The 22,319-nt window shown below is 52.0% G+C and carries 15 protein-coding genes; 5 read left to right on the top strand and 10 right to left on the bottom strand.

Translation table 11 applies throughout. The features are described from left to right. The 5 genes from R3I13_RS24240 to R3I13_RS24220 all read left to right on the top strand — a co-directional run. Nucleotides 1–1,787 (top strand): RHS repeat-associated core domain-containing protein (locus R3I13_RS24240; RefSeq protein WP_346320575.1); only part of this gene is annotated, 1,787 nt, incomplete at its 5' end. Continuing rightward, nucleotides 1,759–2,388 carry a hypothetical protein gene (locus R3I13_RS24235; RefSeq protein ID WP_346320574.1) on the top strand — a complete coding sequence of 210 codons (630 nt, stop codon included), beginning with the start codon at nucleotides 1,759–1,761 and terminating at the stop codon, nucleotides 2,386–2,388. The genes R3I13_RS24240 and R3I13_RS24235, both read left to right, overlap by 29 nt. 155 nt (nucleotides 2,389–2,543) lie before the next feature. After that, nucleotides 2,544–2,945, top strand: a complete 402-nt coding sequence (locus R3I13_RS24230) for a hypothetical protein (RefSeq protein ID WP_346320573.1) — start codon at nucleotides 2,544–2,546, stop codon at nucleotides 2,943–2,945. 111 nt (nucleotides 2,946–3,056) lie between these two features. Beyond that, a complete protein-coding gene (locus R3I13_RS24225; RefSeq protein ID WP_346320572.1) occupies nucleotides 3,057–3,356 on the top strand; it encodes a DUF1493 family protein in 300 nt (99 codons plus the stop codon). Between the two features lie 57 nt (nucleotides 3,357–3,413). Beyond that, entirely contained in the window at nucleotides 3,414–6,470 is a 3,057-nt protein-coding gene (locus R3I13_RS24220) for an RHS repeat domain-containing protein (protein ID WP_346320571.1), read from the top strand. A 101-nt stretch (nucleotides 6,471–6,571) separates the two neighbouring features. Here R3I13_RS24220 and R3I13_RS24215 read toward each other — a convergent pair whose 3' ends face one another. From R3I13_RS24215 to R3I13_RS24170, 10 genes are all read right to left on the bottom strand, one after another. Further along, a complete protein-coding gene (locus R3I13_RS24215) occupies nucleotides 6,572–7,516 on the bottom strand; it encodes a trypsin-like peptidase domain-containing protein (RefSeq protein WP_346320570.1) in 945 nt (314 codons plus the stop codon). A 9-nt stretch (nucleotides 7,517–7,525) separates the two neighbouring features. Further along, nucleotides 7,526–8,848: a DNA mismatch repair protein gene (locus R3I13_RS24210; protein WP_346320569.1), complete on the bottom strand. Its 1,323-nt coding sequence runs from the start codon at nucleotides 8,846–8,848 to the stop codon at nucleotides 7,526–7,528. Further along, a complete protein-coding gene (locus R3I13_RS24205; protein WP_346320568.1) occupies nucleotides 8,829–10,130 on the bottom strand; it encodes a DNA mismatch repair protein in 1,302 nt (433 codons plus the stop codon). Before R3I13_RS24205 ends, R3I13_RS24210 begins: the two co-directional genes overlap by 20 nt. 5 nt (nucleotides 10,131–10,135) lie before the next feature. Beyond that, nucleotides 10,136–12,538: a Gldg family protein gene (locus R3I13_RS24200; RefSeq protein WP_346320567.1), complete on the bottom strand. Its 2,403-nt coding sequence runs from the start codon at nucleotides 12,536–12,538 to the stop codon at nucleotides 10,136–10,138. 19 nt (nucleotides 12,539–12,557) lie between these two features. Beyond that, nucleotides 12,558–14,906, bottom strand: coding sequence for a Gldg family protein (locus R3I13_RS24195; protein ID WP_346320566.1), 2,349 nt, complete (start codon nucleotides 14,904–14,906; stop codon nucleotides 12,558–12,560). A 36-nt stretch (nucleotides 14,907–14,942) separates the two neighbouring features. Then, a complete protein-coding gene (locus R3I13_RS24190) occupies nucleotides 14,943–15,863 on the bottom strand; it encodes an ABC transporter ATP-binding protein (RefSeq protein ID WP_346320565.1) in 921 nt (306 codons plus the stop codon). A gap of 80 nt (nucleotides 15,864–15,943) precedes the next feature. After that, on the bottom strand, nucleotides 15,944–16,639 hold the full coding sequence (locus R3I13_RS24185; protein WP_346320564.1) for a sigma-70 family RNA polymerase sigma factor: 696 nt from the start codon (nucleotides 16,637–16,639) through the stop codon (nucleotides 15,944–15,946). A 12-nt stretch (nucleotides 16,640–16,651) separates the two neighbouring features. Then, complete coding sequence (locus R3I13_RS24180; protein WP_346320563.1) at nucleotides 16,652–17,416, bottom strand: hypothetical protein; 765 nt, start codon at nucleotides 17,414–17,416, stop codon at nucleotides 16,652–16,654. A 14-nt stretch (nucleotides 17,417–17,430) separates the two neighbouring features. After that, nucleotides 17,431–18,903 carry a RagB/SusD family nutrient uptake outer membrane protein gene (locus R3I13_RS24175; RefSeq protein ID WP_346320562.1) on the bottom strand — a complete coding sequence of 491 codons (1,473 nt, stop codon included), beginning with the start codon at nucleotides 18,901–18,903 and terminating at the stop codon, nucleotides 17,431–17,433. Between the two features lie 11 nt (nucleotides 18,904–18,914). Then, on the bottom strand, nucleotides 18,915–22,301 hold the full coding sequence (locus R3I13_RS24170) for a SusC/RagA family TonB-linked outer membrane protein (RefSeq protein WP_346320561.1): 3,387 nt from the start codon (nucleotides 22,299–22,301) through the stop codon (nucleotides 18,915–18,917). Between the last annotated feature and the right edge of the window lie 18 nt (nucleotides 22,302–22,319).

Here is a 22,319-nt window from a genome sequence, read left to right as displayed (position 1 = left end):
GTACCGCCAGCCCGGTGAAGGTAACCACGACCGATTACATCGGCGGCCTGGTCTACCAGCAGGACAGCCTGCAGTTTGCCAGCCATGAAGAAGGCCGTATCCGGGCCGTGTATGCGACGGGCCAGCCGGTGCAGTACAGCTATGATTACTTCCTCAAGGACCACCTGGGCAACGTCCGCACGGTGCTGACCACCGGGGAGCAGGAAACGGCCACTTACCTGGCCAGCATGGAAACGGAGACGGCGGCCAAAGAAACCGCCCTGTTCAGCAACATCGAGGCGACCAGGACAGACAAACCCACGGGTTACCCGCAGGATGCCACTACGGAGCAGAACAGCTTCGTGGCTAAACTGAACGCCAACAACCCGGATAAAAAGATCGGTCCCAGCCTGGTGCTCAAAGTGATGGCGGGGGATACGATCCAGCTGGGGGCTAAAGCCTTCTATAAATCACAACAGACCCCGCAAAACAAACAGACGGCCCCGCCGCAGGATATGCTCAGTGCGCTGATCAGCGCCTTCGGTGGTGGCCAGACTCCGGGCCAGCAAGGCCACGGGGCGGGCGTCAACGGGACCACGAACAACACCCCTTTCAACAATGACTTCAACAATGCCTACCAGCGGCTCAAGGACAAGGACAACGAAGCCACCAACCCCGGGCGGCCGAAAGCCTACCTGAATTTTGTGCTGTTCGATGAACAGTTTAACTTGGTGGAGGGCAACAGTGGGGTGAAACAGGTGCAGGCCACGCCGGATGCGTTGCAGACGCTGGCGCAGGGCAAGATGGTGATGGAGAAAAGCGGCTTTTTGTATGTATACACCAGCAATGAAAGCCCGCAGGATGTGTTCTTTGATAATGTAGTGGTGATGAGTACCCCCGGACCAGTGCTGGAGGAGACGCATTATTATCCGTACGGGCTCACCATGAGCGGGATATCGACTAAGGCCGTGGGCAAGCTCGAAAATAAACGTGGCTATAATGGCAATGAGCTGCAGAATAAGGAATTTAGCAATGGCAGTGGCTTAGAGCTGTATGATTTTAATGCAAGAACATATGATCAGCAGATAGGAAGATTTTTGCAGGTTGATCCGATGACGGAACTTTATCAGGAGCATTTATCTCCTTATCATTATTCATATAACAATCCGGTTACCTATGGTGATCCTGATGGGAAAATACCTGTTGCACCATTAATTTACTGGGCTGTAACTGCGGGAGCCGATTATCTTGTTGCTTCAGGCGCAGCGGCAGGTGTAACAATGGTTGTAGTTCAAGCTTATGATAAGTATATTGAACCTGCTATACAGAATGGTAGTATTCCGGTTGTACCAGCCTCTGCAATGCCGCATATGCCACCGGTTACACTAGATTATGGTACGGCACGGAAAAATCAGGTAAAGAGTGAAGCTGCTGACGCCAAGCCTGCACCTCAATCGTCTGATCTTCCCGGAAATGTTGCGCTAAAAGACGCTTTAAAAGGGAATACAACAAAACCGAAACAAGGGATTATTTACGAAGTTCCAGGTTCAAGCACGAAGAGTGGTAAACCCTATATAGGTCGTCATAATAAGCCTGATCCTAAAACAAGGAGTTCTTCGGACGGAAGGCCGAGAAAGGATGCAAAAGTTGTCGACAAGTATGATGAAAAAAATGTGGAAGAGGGAAAATATAGAGAACAAAAAGCAATGGATGAAAGAGGGGGTGTTGATAAGTTGGATAATAAAAGGAATGAGGTTAATCCTGAAAAAATGAAAGAACTTGAGAAAAAATATGGAGATGGAAAATGATCTTAAAAAGAAAGTAGTTGATTTTTGGAATTATTTTTTTCTAATAGAGGAAAAACTTACTGAAACAGAAATCGATGAAAAAATATTGGATGAGTTAGATTCTAGAGTCTTAGCATTAGGAGAATTTACATGGGAAATCGGACCTGGAAAGGTAAAAGAATATTCATTTGTAATATCACCAGCAGGTAACAAGGAGTTGCTAACCGTCTCCAGGGAAATTATAGAAAGTGCCCCTGAAAACTCCAAATGGGAATTTTATCCTGCGGTGCAAATTAAGGATTGGGATTTCTTTTTCAGTTTTTATTCAATGAACGGTGATAAAATCGAACTTGATGCTTCGGGGTGGGAATATGTTCTTCTAGAATATCCAGATCATACTTTTGAAATTATACTAAAAGCAGAGAATTTGGTGGGATTTTCAGAGGATGATAAAATTATTGCCTCGGAGATAGTTTTAGATGGAGCGATTGGTGAGGAGGTAAGAATTGATAAGATAAGCTATATAGAAGTTGTAGATGTATTTGAATCCGAATATTTGAAAAAAGCAAGCTCCATCAGAAATATTGAAAAGCATTCCAGAAAAATTGGATTGATTAGTTGATGCCCAATTTCTCAAGCAATAACTAAATTATATACCTAATTTTCAACAATTCCACCCTTGCTATGCATTAAAATTTTTACCCCAAAAGGCTGACGCCATGAAAAAGGAAGAGGTTAGGTTAGACTTGTACGTAAATATCTTGAAAATCTTAAAAAATGCAAACAATTGATTTAACTGATATGAAACTTTTCGAGTTCCAGCTTGTTTTTGAAGCGGGGCATAGAATTGTTGACTTGCATAACGACTATAAATGTGAGAATATAGCATATGATTTTTCGAAACAAACCTTAAAGTGTGATTTTAAAGGCGAAAGCAATGTTCGCCTAGAATTTAACGGTGCTATTGTTAAGCAGATGAATCTCATCCTTAAAAGGACGGAAGATTCGAGTACGCTTAATAGCTTTTATCGTGGTCGTTTTGAAGAAAATGGGACATTACTTGAGTATTCGAAAGATGGTAAAGGATATTACTATCTAGAATTTGAAGATGGAGATTCGTTGGAGTTACATGCCACTAAGGTCATTTTGTCGGTAAATAACGTAAGCGGAGAAAACTGAAGAAAAGAGACAAAAAAATATCGGAAATGCGACATATGAAGAAGTTACGTCTCCCATTCAACCAGTAAATAATTTACCTATCTCCGGTCAAAACGGATAATTTGTAAAACTATGGATAGCGCTAATTTTAACTTTGATTATCTTATTTCATTTATCCGAAATGAAATACTTGGAGAAGGTGATGAAGCCATTATTGTGAACCGTGATACGTCTCTGGAGCGCGATTTAGGCTTATCAGGAATTGATGCGGAGAAATTTATTCTCAAGTTTGCACAGACCTTTAACGTGGATATTCATGATTTCAATATCGATGAATATTTTGAGCCTGAGTTTGAATTCAAGCAAAAGCATAGAAATAATTTTACAGTAAGTAAACTAGAGGAGTCAATACGATTAGGCTACCTCAGATAGCCTTATCACCAGCCAAGCCTCCTCCAGATTATTAGTTAAATCAAAGCTTCCCGGTCTATGAAAAAACTATTATTGTTTTCAGTGATAATGCTCCACCTCGATGCGTGGGCTCAAAAGCTGCCCACTATTGTTCCGCCTTCCCCTCAAAGCAAAGTATTTCAACGTTATGGCGATTTTCCCGTCAATCATAGCACGGGAATCCCAGATATTTCCATTCCATTGTATACTGTCAGGTCCGGCGAGCTGGAGATGCCTGTGGTGCTTCGTTATCATGCGTCCGGGATTAAACCGAATGATCCGGATATGAGCAATATCGGAGCCGGATGGACGCTTGATGTGGGCGGGTTGATATCACGAACGGTCGAGGGGCGCGCTGACGAGCTTTTTCGAAGACCAACCCCGTTTTTATCAGCCTTGGAGATCAACCAGGACGATTATAATCATATTTTATATTTGACTGATATCCTGACGAATCGGAATTATGACGTGCAATATGACAGGTTTTCATATTCCTTCGGAGGAAAGAATGGCAATTTTGCGATAGAAGACGACGGTTCCGGTAATTTTACAGCCCACCTTTACCCGTATCTTCCGTATAAAGTGAATGTAGCAACGGGCGCGCCAACAAGCAGTACTTATTACCGTTCTATTACCGGTATAGATATCACGGACGATAATGGGAATGTATACCAGTTTGGATATAACAATGTCGAAAAGGCGATCGTAAGCGCGGATGTGGCGCCTACCGGCTGGTTCCTGGAGAAGATCAGGAATGCCAACGCATCGAGGGAGATAACTGTGGAATACGAGGCCATACCCTCATTCACAATAACTACATTGAACAGAACGATGGAATTACGGACCGATCCTGCGGGAGACAACGGGATCAATGTATCCGATATCCGCTGCGACCAAATGCCTTCGGCTGGTGTATATGGTTATTGTGACGTCCAGGGAAGCGCCATTAACTATGAAACCAAAAGCATTAAAAAGGTCTTGTTTGCCGAGGGATCGCTCGTTTTTAATCTCAGTTCATCCAAGCGGCTCGTAGAGAGCATTGTCGTGTACAATAAAGCCAACGAGGTTATACGGACAATCACCTTCAACCGTGATCTTTTCCCTGGCAGCAGTACTTTTAACCGGTTGAATGCCGTGGTCATTACCGGGAAGACGGCTGGAGCCAGCGAGGAATATACTTTCACTTACAATTTGCAACATCCGGTTGCGGATAACCAATGCCTGCTGGATCAGTGGGGTTATTGCCGGGGGGAATCAACGAACCCCAACCTCTGCATGCAACGTACGGTTCAGTACATTACACATGCTTACGGCATGTTTCCGTCGGGTACTGTGATGACGGGCGTTGTGGGGGATGCTGTTTTTACCCCGAATGAAGACTATATGAAGCGTTATGTACTGGAAAAGATCCGCTTCCCTACTGGTGGAACCGCTGAGTTCCGGTATGAAGCGAAAAGATACCTTTCAGGACAAACTACAGAAATAGGCGGTGGCTTGAGAATAAAAGAGATCATTTCCAGTGACGGCGTTTCAGAACCGGTTACCAAAAGCTATGAGTATGAACCCGGCCTGGCAGAACATTCATTGACTGATCCGTCGAACTTTACCTCGTGCTCGTTTACGATCCTTCAACAATGTTACTCTACGGGTACTACTCCAATTTACTATAGTTTCAGGAACAGGGTATTGAGTAACGGATGGAATGGTTTACTCGGAAGCAACAATGTTACCTATGGTAAGGTGACCGAATATATAGGAACGTCATCAAATAATACAGGGAAAAATGTATACACGTACAGTTATGAAAATTCGGACGATGTAGGTCCAACAAGCATGTCTGGACCTATGGTAGGTGCATATGTGCCCAGCAATTATAAACGATCATACAAAAACTGGGGGAATGGATTATTAACAAAAAAGGAAGTATTCCGTAACAATGGAGGAAGTTACCTGATAATCGAAGATGCCAGTTATGACTACGATTTTGTGAATATTAAAACGCTAAATGGATTATATGTCTCCCAGGTTGTAAGCTACAACGGGTATTCTAATAGTCCCACGGGGGCATATAGTGCGCGGAACGACTTATCCACTAATGTATTAATCTCTAAATCCCGGTTGCCATTCGGAACGAGCATCAATAATCAAAGTATCGTAACCGGGGCGTATTATCTCAAGAATACGGTGGAGAACAAGTATGAGGGAGGAGTGACATCAACAATTACCACCACTTACAGTTATGGCAATTCCACTCATTATTATCCCACGAGTATCGAACAGACTTTGAGTAACGGAGAAAGCAAAGTAAAGACGATGGCTTATGTGGATGAGTTTGCCGGCACCGCGCCCTATACACAAATGAAGAACCTCAATATCGTTGCGCCGGCGATTGAAACAAAAACTTTCCTGCGCAATAGCGGAGGTATTGACAGGCAAATCGGTACCGAAAGAATAAACTATGCCGATTTGGGCGGCAACCTGATTAAACCGGCTAACCAGCAGTTCGCCCTTTTGGCACAGACGCCGGAAAACAGAGTCGAATTTTCAAAATACGACCAGTTCGGCAATATCCTGGAGATGTCGAAAACAAACGATGTAAAACTTGCATTCATTTGGAGATACAATAACTCATATCCGGTGGCGCAGATTACAAATGCAACGGAAAGTGATGTATTCTATACTTCATTTGAGGAAGGAGACGGTAATAGCGCAGCCGGCGACAGCAAGACCGGGCTTTACTCCAAAACAGGCGGGTATTCCCTGGCGGTGACTGGTCTTTCTACCGGCAATTACCGTCTTTCTTACTGGCAAAAGTCTGGTTCGGTCTGGAGTTTCCAACAATCTGTGCATACCGTTGTAGGTGGTACGTTTATCATGAGTTTATCCGGTCAGGTAGACGAAGTACGTTTTCATCCGGATAAAGCGCAAATGACTACATTCACTTACGATCCGTTAATTGGGATGACTTCCCAGATGGAAGTAAACGGCCGGAGTACCCATTATGAATACGATGAATTAGGAAGGCTGAAAATTATCCGGGATGAGAACGGGCAGATCATAAAGGTGTTTGACTATAAGATGCAGCAATCCTATTGAGGCTCCGGTTGGTGCAAGTTTGGGGCGCGGGTTGCGTTTGATAGCTCGCGCCAATAACCAGCCTGCCGAACGGTAGCCCAATAACATCTTTCACATCCCCCTCAAAACCCCAGCAAATCCCTCAGCGCCTTCACCGGCGTGGTCAGCTTCACGATCATTTGCTGCTGCGAAAAAACAACCCCATTCTCCCCCTGCACATTCGCCACTACCGGAACGGTAGAAGAAACAACGCCCGCCAGGTTGCCATACTGATCCAATATAGGCGCCCCGCTCGATCCAATGCCGTAATCGGCGGTTATCTCCATCCTGATGGGAGGCTTGCCCTGCGGGTTGTATCCCACGGCCGTCTGCTGGCTGGAAACAGTGACGTTGCTGGCTACCATGCCTTTGCTGAAATAGTAGAAAAAGCCCTGTGGATGGGAAATGCAATATACCGGCGCGCCTACCTGCGCGGGCCTGCCGGGTGGAATGGGGGAGAGCCTCGCGCCCCGGGTGGCCACGCCGAAAACTGCCAGGTCGTTGTTTTGCGAATAGGCCAGCAGGCGGTCTGCGAAATAGATCTCCCCGCCGAGCGTTGTGACGCAGTACATGCCGTCACGGTGGTCCGCATTTTTTTTATCGCCGAGAATGTCTTTGAAAACATGGTAATTGGTCACGCATACGCCGTTTTCGCTGATGGGGAAAGCGGTGCCGAGGAAATCGATATGGAGGTTCTTCGAAGCGTCCGCGCTTCGCCATATCCTGCCGATCACCAGTACGCTGTTCTTCCTCCGCTCGTAAATATCTTCGTCGCGCAGCAATCTTGCGCCCGGCGCCGCAGTGCGGATCGTTCCGGCGGGCGGGGCTTCGTCTGTGAGCTTTGCGGCCATCTGCTCCAGGTCCGCCGCAGTTAAGGGCTTGAAGCCGGTTTGCAGCATGGAGTCCGCTTTTTTTAATATGACGGTAAACAATTGCGGGTAGTCTATATACATCTGCGGGTTTTGCCCGGCGGCGCTGATGGCCATGCAGGACAATACGCCTGCTATCATGCCAATTCTTTTGAACATATCTTATTGTTATGGGTGTTTATGCAGCAATTCCAAAATGCCTTCATTCCTGATGATCATCATGCCCTGCCTGTCTTCCGTAATGCCTTCCTGCAACCGGTACGTATAACGGGGATAAGGCCCGTCCATCACCGTGGGCATGTATACGAACCGGATGTTGGGATGCCCCTGCAGCGCCGTGCCTACTTCAACGATGTGCGTGGAAATAACGAACAGGCAGTCGCGGTAATCCGCGAACCCTTCGGTAACGGCCAGCGTGCCGTCGTAGGCGTCCTTTACATTGGTGCCTTTAAACAGCTCGTCAAACATCAGCAGGAGTTTTTTCCCGGCGGCCGCGGCTTCGGCGGCCTGTTTCACCCTCACCACTTCCGCGTAAAAATGACTATACCCCAGGCCGATGTTATCAGACACATTGATGGAAGAATACATCCCTTCCCTGACGGAAAAAAGCATGTTGACGGCCGCTACGGGAAACCCCATATGCGCCAGGTACAGCCCTGCGCCGATAGATTTCATCAGGGTGGATTTGCCGGCCATGTTGGCGCCCGTCAGGAACAGGACGTTGCTGTTCCTGCCAAGGGCAATATAATTGCCAACGGCGCTTTCGATGCAGGGGTGGCGAAGGTTTTCGGCGGAGAGAATGCTCTTCGTATCGTCTGCCGCTATAGCGTAGCTGAAGCCGCGGCTGCAGGCAACGCCCGATACGGCAATATATACGTCCAGCTCATAGATGAAGGACAGGATGTCTTCAACCTCCCGGTGAAGAACGGTTTTCAGCAGGTGATTGTAATAGGCGATCGTTTTTACAGGAAGATCTTTATAGATGTCGATATTCCGCAGCCGTTCGATACGTTTGTCCTCCAAACGCGCATGGATCCCGCTGATGCGTTTTTCGTATGGATGGTTGGCGCGGGGAATGGCGGAAACGAACGCATGGCAGCGGTTGAGCGTGATGATGGTGGCCTGCAGCCCCTGCACATTCTTTTTATAACGCTCGTCGCGCGTAATGGCAGCCAGCCATTTTTTCGCCATCGTGCCGGCAAAAACGAGGGCGGCGTTGTTGACGCCATGCACGTCCAGGTATTCCCGCATGAGGCCCACCTGCTGAACGTCGAAGGGAAAGTCGAGCTGCGATTCTTGGAAGAACCGGAAAACGGCGCTGCGCTGGTTGATCTCAGCGGCATTGGTCAGCGGGTGACGGAACATGTCGTCCAGCAGCTGTTCGCCGCCTCTTGTCTTTACCCGGTTAAAGAGATGGTAAACGGAGTCTTTCCGGAATTTACCCAGCAGGTTCAGCTCATCCAGGGTCTGTTTATCTATACTGAATGCCATGTTGTTCATTTTTTTTACCGTGCTTTAAAATATCAAGGATGCCTTCGTTCCGGATGATGATCATGCCATGCCGGTCGTCTGTAATGCCTTCTTCCAGCTTGTAGGTATATTCAGGCGTATGCCCTTTCATGCGGGTGGGGAGGAACAGGAAACGGATGTTGCTGCAGGCCCTGAGGGCTTCGCCCGCTTCCATGATGTGCGATGAAATAATGAATAAGCTGTTGTGATGCGCTGCAAACCCTTTGGTGACGGCTATTGTAGCCTCCTCCGCATCTTTCACATTGGTGCCGCGGAACAGCTCGTCGAAGAGCACAAACAGGGCTTTGCTGGCATGCAGCTCCGCCGCTATTTTCTTGACCCGCATCACTTCGGCGTAAAAATGACTGGCGCCGATGCCCAGGTTGTCCGGCAGGTTGACGGTGGTATAAAGGCCGTCCATGACGGAGAACTCCATGCTGGCCGCCGCTACCGGGAACCCCATATGCGCGAGGTATAACGCAGTGCTCAACGCGCGCAGGAAGGTGGATTTGCCGGCCATATTGGCGCCGGTCAGGAACACTACGTTGCGGCCCGCATCCAGTGCTATGTTGTTCCCGACAGGCGCTGTTAATGCGGGGTGGTAAACGCCTTCAGCCTTCAGGATGCATGGCTCGCGGTTGTGCGCGTTCGCAAAAACGAACCGGCGCTCCACGGCGGTTTTGGCAACGGACATGTATACATCCAGGCGGTAGATATAACCGAGGAGTGTTTCCACTTTGTTCCTGCCGCTGAACCTGAACAGCGCATCGTAGGCCGTGGTGGCGGCATACGACATCCTGCCGGTTTGCGCGCCTTCCTTCAGGGCCGGCGCAAAAGCGGGGTCTGCCAGCAAACCGGCGATGGCATTACGTTCCGTGGCATATTCGTAAATGCCGGCTATTTCGTTTTTATTGATAAAATCTACGGTGAGATTGATCAGCGCGATGATAGACGACACGCCGTTTTGTATCTCCTTTTCGCTCAGCGGGGCCTGGTGGTCGCCGCTGGAGAGGTATTTCTCGGCCATGTCCAGCAGCGAGGCGTTGTACGGGAAGGGGATATGCAGGTGCGAAAAATGACGGATCACGCTGCTGCGCTGGTTGATCTGCCCACGGTCTGCCAGCGGCCCGCGGAACATCTCCTGCAAAAGGGCCTCGCCGCCGCGGGTATGCACCTGGTTGTAGATATCGTAAATGCCCCGGGCATTGTGGCGCCCGAATATCTCCAGGTCTGCGATGGTCTGTTCGTCTGTTTGTAAATACATGGCAATTATTTTCGTTTTCTCCGGATTAATACGATGAGGCAGGCCAGGAGCAGCAGCCCGGGCAATATCCATATGTAGGCCACCTGCAGGGCCTTTGCCGTTGGGCCGGTGATCCTGAGGAAGACGTCTTTAGGCAAAGGCCTCGGCGTATATACCGGGAACCGGTTGTAGCAAAGCCAGCTGTAGACAGACAGGGCAGCGGATGCATTTTTGTCGGTCCTGACGTTGCTGGCATAGTCCGCATCGCCGGACACGATGATGCGCTGCTCTTTGCCGCCCGCCTGCCTCATCAGCTGCGCCATCGTTGAAAAGGAATTTTCTTTCAGGTCTCCTTCGCTGCTGTTGAAAGCAGGCAGGGTCGAATCCGCGACTACCGGGCCGGCCCTGAGCCAGGTGGCGCCTGGAATGGTCGCCGCCAGGGGCCGGGCTGTATACGTCGTACTGTCGCCGAACGCGAGCGCGGTAGCACCAGGCATCAATATGCCCGCTGAATCATTGGCAGGATTATTCCTGACGACAATGGGAGCCATCACGCCGGGCCCCAGGGCGTTGCTCTGGTGAACGCTGATGGTGTCCGTCCCGGCGTCTTTGGCGGTAGCATGCCTGTCAGCCGCGGCAAGCGAGGCCACCCGGTAGCCGGAAAATATCTTGTCCGGCGTTTCCTGGGAATCGGGTTGTACGAGTTGCCCGTTCATCAGTTGTATGCCAAGCTGTTCCAGTACGGGGTTCAATACCTGCTGCTTACCCGGTTCGCCGGCAATCAGCATGTTGCCGCCGCGCGCCAGGTAGTGCTGCAACTTTCCCCTGGCAACGGGCCCCAGCTCCACTTTCGGGTCGGCCAATACAACGGCGGTGGCGCTCTCGGGGATGTATTGCGTGGAAAGATGGATGGTATCTACGTTAAACCCGGTATTGATCAAAGCGCCCCTCGATCCTTTCAGCGCGGTGAGCGCAGCGTACTCCCGTTCGCCGGTCTTATAGATGCTGCGTTCCAGGTTGCCGGTGGTAAAGTACACCTCCGGTATCGGGGCGCCAGTTAACCGTTTCAGCGCCGCGATCATATTGGTTTCGTCCGGCCAGAAAAGCGGGTCCGGGTAGGTACGGAGCAAAGCGGTGCGGCCTTTGTACTTAAGCTGCATGATCAGCCGGTAACGCTCCGGTTCCAGGTCAATTTCTTTCCTGACCTGCGCTGGCGGCCGGAACATGGAAAAGTCTGCATCCGCAAGGTCGGCCGTCTCTTCGGCGATCTCGGGAATGCTTTTGCCGGGATAGGAATTGAGCAGCCGCCCGCCGTCGGCCGCTGTCGTATAGTCGTAATAGTAAACGTACCGGAAACGTATACCCGGCTTAAACCGGAGGTATTTTTCCCAGAAGTCGAGATAGACTGCGTTGCGGCTTTCCGGGAGGCCTGCGCCAACCCCATCGCCGAGGAGATTGGTGTAAAGGGTCACTTCCAGCGTGCTGTCGCCCAATTCGTGCAGGGCTGCCTGCGTACGCGGGTGTATGGTGTTCTTTTTATCGGCGGTAGTGTCCCAGTAAGCGGTCAGCGCGGGCCTTGAAGAAATATATCCCAACACCAGCACGATGGCCAGCGTAACGGCATACCTTGTTGCCCGCACATGCCATGGGCTGCTTTCTCTGCCTGCCTTCAGCTTAAAGATGGTAAAGGCGATGAACATGCAGGCCACTGCCAGGAAATAGATGACATCTTTACTGGTGATCAGCCCCAGCACCATCTTAATGGTCCGGTTCTGGAGGGAAAGCGAATAGGCCAGGTCGCGGACAACGTCGTATTGCTGCCACCAGCCGCCGATCCGGCTAAGCAGGAACAGCATGGCAAATGTGCCCACGCACGACACTACCTGGTAGCTGCTGAGGCTCGACATAAATAAACCGAGCGCGGAATAAGTGCATACCAGCAGGTAAAACCCGAGCGCAGCGGAGAGCAGCATGCCGTAATCAACCTGTTTGATGCTGCAGATGCCGGTGACGATAAAAATGCCGACGATCAGCACCAGTATCAGGTTGAACAGCATGATGCCGAGGTATTTGCCGAATACCATCCGGCGCAGGCTTACGGGCGACGAGTATAGCAGCTTGATCGTTCCGTTGTTCAGCTCCCGGCTGATGAGCCCCATGGTGAGCAAAGGGATAAAAATATACAGGTTCCCGATCACGCTGCCGAAGGCCCCGCTTTTCAGGAATATCTTGACCGTCAGCGAATCACGGTCGCCGGTGAAGGAAGGGTCGTTCGCTATCATCACGTCCTGCGCGTTGGCGATAGTATATAATACTTCCGAAAAATAAAAGGCGCATTGAACCAGGAACACGATCATCGCGAACCACGCAATAGGAGAAAAGAACAGGTACCGGAACTCATTTTTGGCGATCTTAAAGACGGTGTTCATGCAATTTGATTTTTGGTGATCATTTCCTTTGCCTTCTGACTAACAGTATTGAACCGGATAAAAGGAGCAGCCCCGGGAATACCCAGCAGAAGAGGGTTCGCTGTATCCTGGCATTGCCAACGCTGGTCAGCAGCCGGTTGTCTTTTGGAACGGGAGCGGGCGTGTAAACAGGGAATTCGTTGTAGCATAGCCAGCTGTAAATGCCCAGTATCCATTCGGGGTGCGCGTAATGCTTGCTCAGCCTGAAGTTGCTGGCAATGTCCGCATCACTGCTAACAATGATGCGTTGCTCCTTATTCCCGCGCTGCCGTATTAATTGAACAGCTGCGGGAAATGCGGCCAATTTCACATCCCCCTCCCCGGGATCGAATGTGGGCGCAACGGAATCGGTGACGAGCTTTCCGGCTTTGGACCATGCGAGGCCGGGCAGCGTCATCAGCAAAGGTTTTACTGTAAACCCGCTGTCGGCGCTGTATGCCAGGCCCGTTGCGCCGGGCAGTACGGTGGTCAGGCTGTCGTTGTAAACCCTGTTCGACCACATACGTCCGTACAGGCTGAGGAAAAATTCTTCCGCCAGCCGGAAGCTCGGCAGCGTGAAGTATACGCCCACCTTATCGGGCGTTTCGTCGTAGGTGGGCTGCACCAGTTGCCCGTTCATCAATGCCACACCCATGCTTTTTAATACGGGGTTTACCACAGCCTGTTTGCCGGGCTCGCCCAATATGAACATATTGCCGCCGCGGCCGGTATACTGCCTGAGCTTTTCCAGCACGGGCGCGCTGAACGCAATTTTCGGATCAGCCAATACGAGGAGGTCCGCATCGGCCGGCACGTCCTGCTCCTGCAAATTCAGGGTGTCCACATCAAAGCCGGTATTGATCAGCGATCCCCTGGAAGCCCCCAGGGTAGTGAGGATGGCGTATTCCCGTTCTCCGCCCTTGTAAGCATTCCTCTCCAGTTGGCCGGTCACAAAATATACCTTCGGTATATGCGCTTCCAGCAGGCGTTGCAGCGCAGCGTTGATATTTTGCTCGTTAGGCCATAGTATCGGGTCGTCGTAAGTGCGCAGCAGCGTGGTGCGGCCTTTATATTTCAGCTGTACGACCAGCGCGTAATCTTCTGCATGCAGGTCGATCAGCTTGCGCATTTCGCCGGGCGGCCTGAACAGGGCTGAATCCACCTGCGAGATTTTGGCCACCAGCCCGGCAATCTGCTGCAGGCTTTTTCCCGGGAACTTCTCATACCAGAAGGTGTCTCCATCCGGCACATCGTAATAGTATTCGTATGTAAACCGGATGTCAGGCTTGAACCGCTGGTATTGTTCCCACAGCCCGGTGAGATAGGCATTCCGCATGCGCGGAAAGCCTGCGTTGGCGCGTGCCCCCAGCAGGTTGACATACAATGTCACTTCCAGGGGCGCGCCTGCTGTTTTGGCCAGTATGGCGCGTGTGCGCGGGTGAATGGTATGTGATTCCCGGGCGGTGGTATCGAAGTAGGCCACCCAGCCCGGCCTTGAACCGGCATAACCCAGCAGTATCCCGGCCATGGCCACGGCAAGGCACAACCCGGTTGTTTTATACCAGGGGCGGGAGCTGCGGCCCGCATGCAGCCTGATGATGGTGAAGCTGATGAAGATGCCGGTAATGATCAGGAAGTAGAGGATGTCTTTGGAAGTGATCAGGCCGGTCAGCATTTTTTCAGCACGCCCGGTAATGGCCGCAAAATAGGTCAGGTCCCTGATGAGGTCGTATTGCTGCCAGATGCTGCCGATGATGTTCAATACAAAAAGCAGGGCAAAGCAGGAAATGGCGGATACGATCTGGTATTGCGTGAGGCTCGACATAAATACGCCGATGGCCGTCAATGCGCACATCAGCAGGAAAAAGCCCAGCATGGCCGAGAGCAGCGGGCCATAGTCGAGCGCCCGCAAATTGAAAAAACCGATGGCGATGAAAATGCCGATGATCGCGATCAGCACCAGCGAGTAAATGATAATGGCAAGATATTTCCCCCATACAATGCTGCTCAGCTTCACAGGAGAGGAATACAGCAGCCTGACGGCGCCGCTGTTGAATTCCCTGCTGATGATGCCCATGGTGAGCAGGGGGATGAACAGGTAGACATTGGAAAGAATCGCGGAAAAGAAGCTCCCGGGCCTCCAATATATGCCTTCCGTAGTGGATTCCACCACCCAGTATTCCATATGCGGCCTGTTGGTAAAAAAGCTCCCCATTTTTGACCATTCGTAGATGGTGCTGGTATAAAAATAGGCGCACATGATCATGAAGATGAAAGCGAGGAACCATGCTATAGGGGAATAGAACAGGTTACGCAATTCGTTTTTGGCGATCTTGAGTATGATGCTCATCAGTTTTTATTTTTAGTTGGATGCGAAGGCTTTGCCTTATTGCGGGGATTGGGAGGAAAGCTGCTTGAAGATATCGTCGAGCAGGCCTTTTTCGAAGCTAAGCTCGCGGAGCTGCCAGCCGTTTGCTATGCTGGCCGCCGCCAGCCTTTCGGATATCTGTTTATCCCCTTCGAAGTAAACGCGCACCCGCCGGTCTGCCAGGAATTCCACCTGTGTAACGCCTTTGATGTTCAGCAACTCGGTCCGGGAAGGGGGATTATCCAGCAGCAGGAGGATGGAGTGCGACTGCGAGTAGTTGTTGAACGCTTCCATGCTGTCTGAAAAAACCACTCTCCCTGATTCGATCATGATGATCTCCCGGCAAAGCAGGTTGATCTCCGACAGGATGTGCGACGATAAAAGCACGGTATGCTCCCGGCCGATCTCCCTGATCAGCTTTCGCGCTTCGATCAGCTGGTTGGGGTCCAGCCCGTTGGTCGGCTCGTCCAGCACCACCAGCTTCGGCTTGTGGATGATGGCCTGCGCGATGCCCACCCGTTGCCGGTATCCGCCGGAAAGGTTGCGGATCAAACGTGAGCTGAAATGCGCAATGCCGCAACGTTCTTTCACTTCCCGGACGGCTCGCCCGGTCTCCGTTTTCGGCATCAGGCGAAGGTCCGCGCAATAAGTAAGGTATTCGTCTACCGTGAGGTCGGTATACAACGGCAGCGTTTGCGGCAGGAACCCGATCTCTTTTTTCGCCGCTTCGGGGTTTTCACGCAGATCGATGTTGTTCACCAGCACGCGGCCTTCCGTTTGGCTGAGGGTGCCGCATATGATGTTCATAGTGGTAGACTTCCCCGCGCCGTTAGACCCCACCAGCCCGATGATGCCGGTTTGCGATATCTCGATGTTGATGTCGCGTATGGCCCATGTGCTGCTGTATTTATGGGATAGGTGCTCTGTTCTCAGGATCATGATGTGTTATGTTTGATGATGGAATGCAGGTTCCCTTTCAGACGGGTTGCCCCGCCTGGCACGTGACATGCAAAAAAATGTTACCGGTAGATCCCGGCCCGCGGAAGGCGGCCGGAAGTAGAAATGCTGATAACTTTTTTCTCAGGAAAGTCTCTGCTTATTACTTGCTTTATATTATATAAATCCTTTTGGGAGGCAGTTGTATTACCATTCCTGAAAATAAAGTTGTTCAGCACAAAAAGCAGGCAGAAAGCGGAGAGGCCCACAAAATGTTCCCTGATGAAATGCAGCGCTCTTGAAAGATGCACTTTCACGGTGTTGGGAGAGAGGTTGAGATGATCTGCTATCTCGCCGCGGCGCATGCCATTTTCGCGGCTCAGCCGGTACACCGCCTGCTGCTGCGCCGGCAGCCGGCTGAAGATGTCATGCAGCATTTCATCATTTTCCTTGCTGATCAAAAGCTCGTCCACTCCTTCGCTGTATCCCTCTTTGACCCGTACGAGCGAGTGCGCCGCTTCCAGCTGCCTGGATTCTTTTTTCAGGTGTTTGTAGGCAAGGTGAGACACTACTTTGTACAACCAGCCCCCAAGGTTTTGCGGAACCACTTCTTCGCGCTTCTGCCAAAGCCTGAGAAAGGCTTCCTGTACAATATCTTCCGCCGCAGGCCTGTTCCTCGTGATCTTCATCGCTACCAGGAACAAGGCAGCGGAGTGGGCTTGCACCACTTCGGAAAATGCGGTTTCGTTGGCCGGTAAAACAATGTCTCGCGCGTTCATGAATGCTGTTAATTAATTATTGATCAGTAGAACAGATTTTGTATCGTCCGCATTGGCTACCATGGCAAGCGTGCAATTACGGTACCGCCATTTGTTCACCGGGTCGAAAGGGTCGGACGAAGAATTTTTGCCGATGCCTTCGGCAGTATAGCTGCAAAGCAGCTCGCCGGTGGCGGCGTCCCTGAATTCGAAAGTATAGCTGCTGACCGCGGCCGTGGCAGCGTAGTTTTTGAATGCGGATACCTGCTTGTACAACAACCGGCTTATTTCACTGCCGCCGGGCTGGCCGGCGAGGTTGACGCTGACGGGAGAGCTGCCCTGTACAAGGTTTACGAACCGGATGCCCGTGGCGCTGTCTGTCGGTGGATGGTAAGGCGGAAGGTCATGCGTCATGAATGTATCCGGCGCATGAACGGTGCCTGTTACAAACAGGCTGCGGATGGCGCCCACGGGCAGTTCCAGCTCAAGCAGCAGCAACGGCTTGTCTTTAGGCAGCGTGTCCGGGTAGTTGTACAACGCGAGTGTTTGCCGGCCCTGGCGGGAGGTTACCTGGTAGTTCGGCTGGAAGGTATTAAAGGCCAGCTGCAGCGCATTGATGTAATGATTCGGCAGCGAAGCGGTTCCGCTGAAATTAGGCACAAGGCTGCTGCTGCCCTTTACGGTATTGATGATCGTGAGGGAAGCCGTGCCGGGAGGATCGATGTCATTTTTGCGGCAGGAGATGACCAGCAGCCACGAGAGCGCCGTGATGGTATGGAGTATGATCCGTTGTTGCATGACAGACTTTTTCATTAGTAACCCGGGTTTTGTTTGATGTTGGGTGAGAGCGAAATATCGGCCGGCGGCACCGGGTACAATAGCTGGTGGTCGCCCGCCCATGGCTGCTTTAGCGGGATGGCGGATAATGCGGCTCTTGCTTTCCCCGTCCGTTTCAGGTTGAACCAGCGGAAGCCCCATTCGCAGAAAAGCTCCGTCTGCCACTCGCGGGCCACTGCATCGAGCAGCGCTGGTTGTGTGAGATTGCCCGGGAGGTCAGGCAGGCCGGCCCTCCTGCGGAGGATGTTGAGGTCGCCCACTGCCTGCGCAACGCCGCCGCCCGCATTGTGCGCCGCGGCTTCCGCCCTGACCAGGTATTGCTCTGCCAGGCGCAGCACCATGTACAGTTCAGTAGGCGTGCCGCCCGGCACGTCGTTATAATCGCCTGTCTGGTACTTGCTCACATAATATAACCGTTGATGGGTGGTATAGTCTACGATACTGTCTACCCACACCCTGCGCCTGGCGTCGCCGGGCTCGAAGGCCTGCAGCAGCTGGGGCGAAGGATTATAGCTGACGTACCCGGTATCTGTTCCGTCAAAGCGGGCGTTCGGCACGAGCAGCAACCCGTCCGGCGTTGCATTGGAAGCGGAGTTGCTGACCTGCTGGTCCAGTTGCCAGATAGCCTCGCGGCTGGCCGCGAGGAATATATTGCGCAGATCGGTTTCCAATGCGAACAGCGATGAATGATCGATCACTTCCGTTGCCATCGCGGCAGCGGCGGAGTAGTCGCCGGTAAACAACGCGACCCTCGCCAGCAGCGCGGTAGCAGCCCATTTGTTGGCGCGTACGCGCCGGCCGCCAGCGGCGCCGAAGTCTTCAGGCAGCGCGGCCCGGGCGTCTTCAAGGTCCTTTACGATCTGTTTATAGACCTCGCTTTGCGGGCTGCGGCTCCTGACCACTTCCGTGTTGTACCGCGTACTCAGCACGATGGGTACGTCGCCGTAAAAGTTGACCAGGTAGAAATAACAGAACGCCCTGATGAATTGGGCTTCCGCCGTGATCGTGGCCCGCACGTTGTCGTGCAGCAGGCCCGACTTTGATGCGGCGATGCCTTCTATCACGGCATTGGCATTATAGATCACGTTGTAAGCCGACGACCAGGCAATGTCCGTCGGGCTGTTAAGCGAACCCGCGGTGCCGGTTACAATGATGTGATTGGCGTTGATCTTAAACAGCTCAGGGCTGCCGGACTGCCCCTGGAAAATGGTCAGCTCGTCGGAAGAAAGCGCGCCGAACAGGGTGGCGGCGCCGCAGCTGAAACCTTTGGTCATTGTGCCGTTGGACGACAACAGGCTGAGGTAAACGCCGTTCATCGCCGCATTCGCAAGCTGATCCGTACTGAAGGCCACGCTGGTGGGTATCCTGTCTGTCGGCTCGGAAATAGAGATCAGCCCGTCGCAGGCGGATAAAAAGAAAGTGAATAATATCAACACATTTTTTTTCATAGCAACCCCGTTTAAAAATGATAACTGAACCTTACCGTGTAAAGGCTCGATGTTGGCATGCCGATAATATCAGACACCTGCGGCTCAATGCCTTTGTACGGTGAAAGGGTGAAGAGATTGTGGGCAGACAGGTGAACCCTGAGGTCTTTGAGCAATATCTTCTTTCCCCATGCTTCCGGCAGGGGATAGGAGAGGTTTACATTGTTCAGCCGCAGGTAAGAGGCGTCTGCAAACGCGAGATCGGATGCCCCGACGTACGCCCAGGGATTATCCGCATTTGAGCTGGCAGTAGCGGCAGGGTAAATGGCAATGTCGCCCGGTTTCTGCCAGCGTTGACCCACCAGCGCTGCAGAGTAGGGGATATTCTGGTTGAACTGCCCGGCCCTGGCTGCAAACATGTAGAAAAGATTGTACGCCTTCTGTTTCCTGAAAGTGAAATCGATGCTGAAATCGAGTTTCCCGAAGTTGCCGCTGAGCCCAAAGCCCCCGTCGAATTGGGGTTGCAGGTCGATGGCAATGCCCCGGTCGTCGCTGCCGGGCGTTGATACGGTCTGGCCATTGTTGGTGATGGCGCCGTCGTGGTTGAAGTCCTGGAACGCGGCTTTTCCCGTTTGCGGATCTACGCCGATGTAATGATACACATACATCGTATTAATGGATCTTCCCACCTGGTATTGGCCCGCATAAGGCGTTTTATCGATGTTCGGGAAGTCGATCAGCTTATTCCGGTTGGCGCTGATGCTTAGCCTGGCAGACAATGAAAATTTCTTGCCGCTCACCAGCTGTGCCACGAGCATGCCGTCCCATCCGCTGTTCTGCATCAACATCGGCACGTTCGTCAGTATCGTAGTGATCTCTGCATTGTTGATGAAACCCGGGGTGGGGTAAGCCGTCAGCTGGTTAGACACCCTGTTCCTGTAAAAAGAAACATCCAGCGTCACCCTGTCGTCCAGCACGCCTATTTTTACGGCGCCTTCAAGCTTCCGGTTGTCTTCCCACCTGTATTGCTGGCTGGGGCGCACGGAGGGCGACAGCGCCATTTGCCCGTTGTAGCCGCCCAAACCGGCGTAGTTCTGTATTTTCCACAGTTCGAGATATTGGTAGTCGGGTATGTTGTCTGAACCGGTGAGGCCATAGCTGCCCCTGAACTTCAGGAAACTGATAAAAGATGGCAGCGCTTGCGCCAGCCACTTTTCTTCCGAGGCTATCCACGCGAGGCCTGCCGAACCGAAGCTGCCGTATTTATTATCCGGCCCGAATTTGGAAGAGCCCTGCCGGCTGCCATTCAGGTTGATGATGTATTTATCCTGCCAGTTGTAATTGATCCCTGCCACGAAGCTGGCATTTTTTGCTTTCGCTGAAGCCGTATTGGCCTGAACGATGCCGGCATTATCTATCGATCTGAGCAGGAGGTCGTTTTCATAGTTCCCGCCGTAGAGATTGGTGCCGTTGGTGGCAACTGCCTGTTCCGTGGCTCCCAGCAATAACTGCAGCCTGCCTTTCCCGATCCTGGTGCTATAAGTGGCCTGTGGATTGATGTTCCAGCTTGCATTTTGTGTAGTGCTGAAATTGGCGCTTCCTTTCAGGTTATTTTGAAACGGGTTCTGCGAGGCAATGGTATAATAGTAATTCGTGGAGTTGTACCCGAAATTATATCCCAGCACTGCGCTCAATACCAGCCCTTTGAAAGGCTTATACTCCAGGCTGAGCGCGCTGGACAGGAAAGTAGTGGCCTGCGGGTTGGCAGGAGCAAGGTTCTGCCCGAAAGGATACAGCGAGAGTTGCCCGTTGGCATTCCATTCCGCCCAGTTAGGATTGCCGTTTGAATCAAACGCCGGCGGGGCATTGGGGGCCAGGAACGGGTTGGAGACCGGCTGCACCACGTTTACATAGTTGTAGGAAAAATTCGCGGAGAGGTTCGCCGAAAACTTTTGATCAGTGGTGGCGGTGTGAATATTGCTCGCCACGGTGAGCCGGTCCGTAGCGCCGGATATGGCGGTGCTGTTGGTTTCGCGGTCGTAGCTTGCGCTGACCAGGAAAGTGGCTTGTTCGCTTCCCCCGGAAAGCGAGGCTGACGCTCCGAGCTTGGTGACCCGGTTGCCCAGCAGCGTTCTTTGCCAGTCGGTCTGCCGGGTGGTATCCCAAAGCATGAGGTCCGGCGCATTGGAGATCGTAGGCGTCAGGCCGTCGTTTTTCAGCGCTTCGCGCCGCAGCTGGAGGTATTCGGAGGTGCTCAGCATCCTGATGCGCCGGGAGGTGGTCCCAAAGCTCAATACCGGCGGGTCGATGTTAAAGTTGAACCGGAGCTTGCCGGGCTTCGCTTTTTTCGTGGTGATCAATATCACGCCGTTGCTGCCCCGCGCGCCGTAAATAGCGGTGGCATCGGCGTCTTTCAGTATTTCTATGCTTTCGATGTCTTTCGGGTTGATGTTGAACAGCGGGCTTTGACCGTTTGTAGTGGTCATGCTTGGATAGGAATAGTTGATGCTTTGAATGAGGCCGGTGGATGTGCGGTTGAAGGTATTGCCCAGCGAAAGCACCGTCAGCGGCGTACCGTCTATCACATACAGCGGGTCGGCCGGTATGGCCGTGTTCAATGAATTGAGTCCGCGGATCTCTATTTTAACCGGGGCGCTGGCGAAGCCGTTGGTAGGGGTCACGGTCATGCCGGGCACCCTTCCTTCAAGCGCCATGAGCGGGTTCATGACGGGTTGTTTTTCAATTTCCTTCGCGGTGATCTTCGTGATGTTGCCGGTGATGAAACGTTCGCTGCTTTTGGTGTATCCCTGCAGGATCACCTCGTCCAGCCGGTTGGTGGCGCCGTTGAGCATCACGAGGATCTCCGTTTGCCCTGAAACGCCTACCTGCTGCGGCGTATAGCCGAGGTAAGTGACCGTCAGCACATCGTCCGGCAACACGTTCTTTAAACTGAAGCGGCCATTGACGTCTGTAATAGCGCCCTGCTTTGTACGCTGCACCACCACGCTGGCGCCGTCCAGTATTTTGTTCTCCAGGTTCATCACTACCCCCGATACGCTGAACGCCCCGCCCGGTACGGCTGGCTTCCCGGGTGTTGCAGGGAAGATGGTAATGGTCGCGTTCATGATGTGATACTGGAAAGGCTTCCCTGCAAGGCACTTGTCTATGGCCAGTGCGAGCGGCGCATTTTTCAGGTCGAGAGACACAGGGCCGATCTGCTTCACCCAGTCTTCCTTGCAAACGTAGTTGAACCCCGTTTGCGCCCTTATTTTTTTGAGCACTTTTTCTATCGAAACATTCTTCTCTGAAATAGTGACATTTTGTGCAGAGGCCCTTGTTCCGGCCATCAATGTGGCGGCCGTTAAAAAAAAGACAAGGCGCGTGCGGTCAAGGCGTTTCCGCCAGGTGAACATTCTCATGTGCTTTGGTTGATCAGG

The sequence above is a fragment of the Chitinophaga sp. YIM B06452 genome, from assembly GCF_039655965.1.
Classification (GTDB): Bacteria; Bacteroidota; Bacteroidia; order Chitinophagales; family Chitinophagaceae; genus Chitinophaga.
This window is presented reverse-complemented; position numbering and strand designations above follow the sequence as displayed.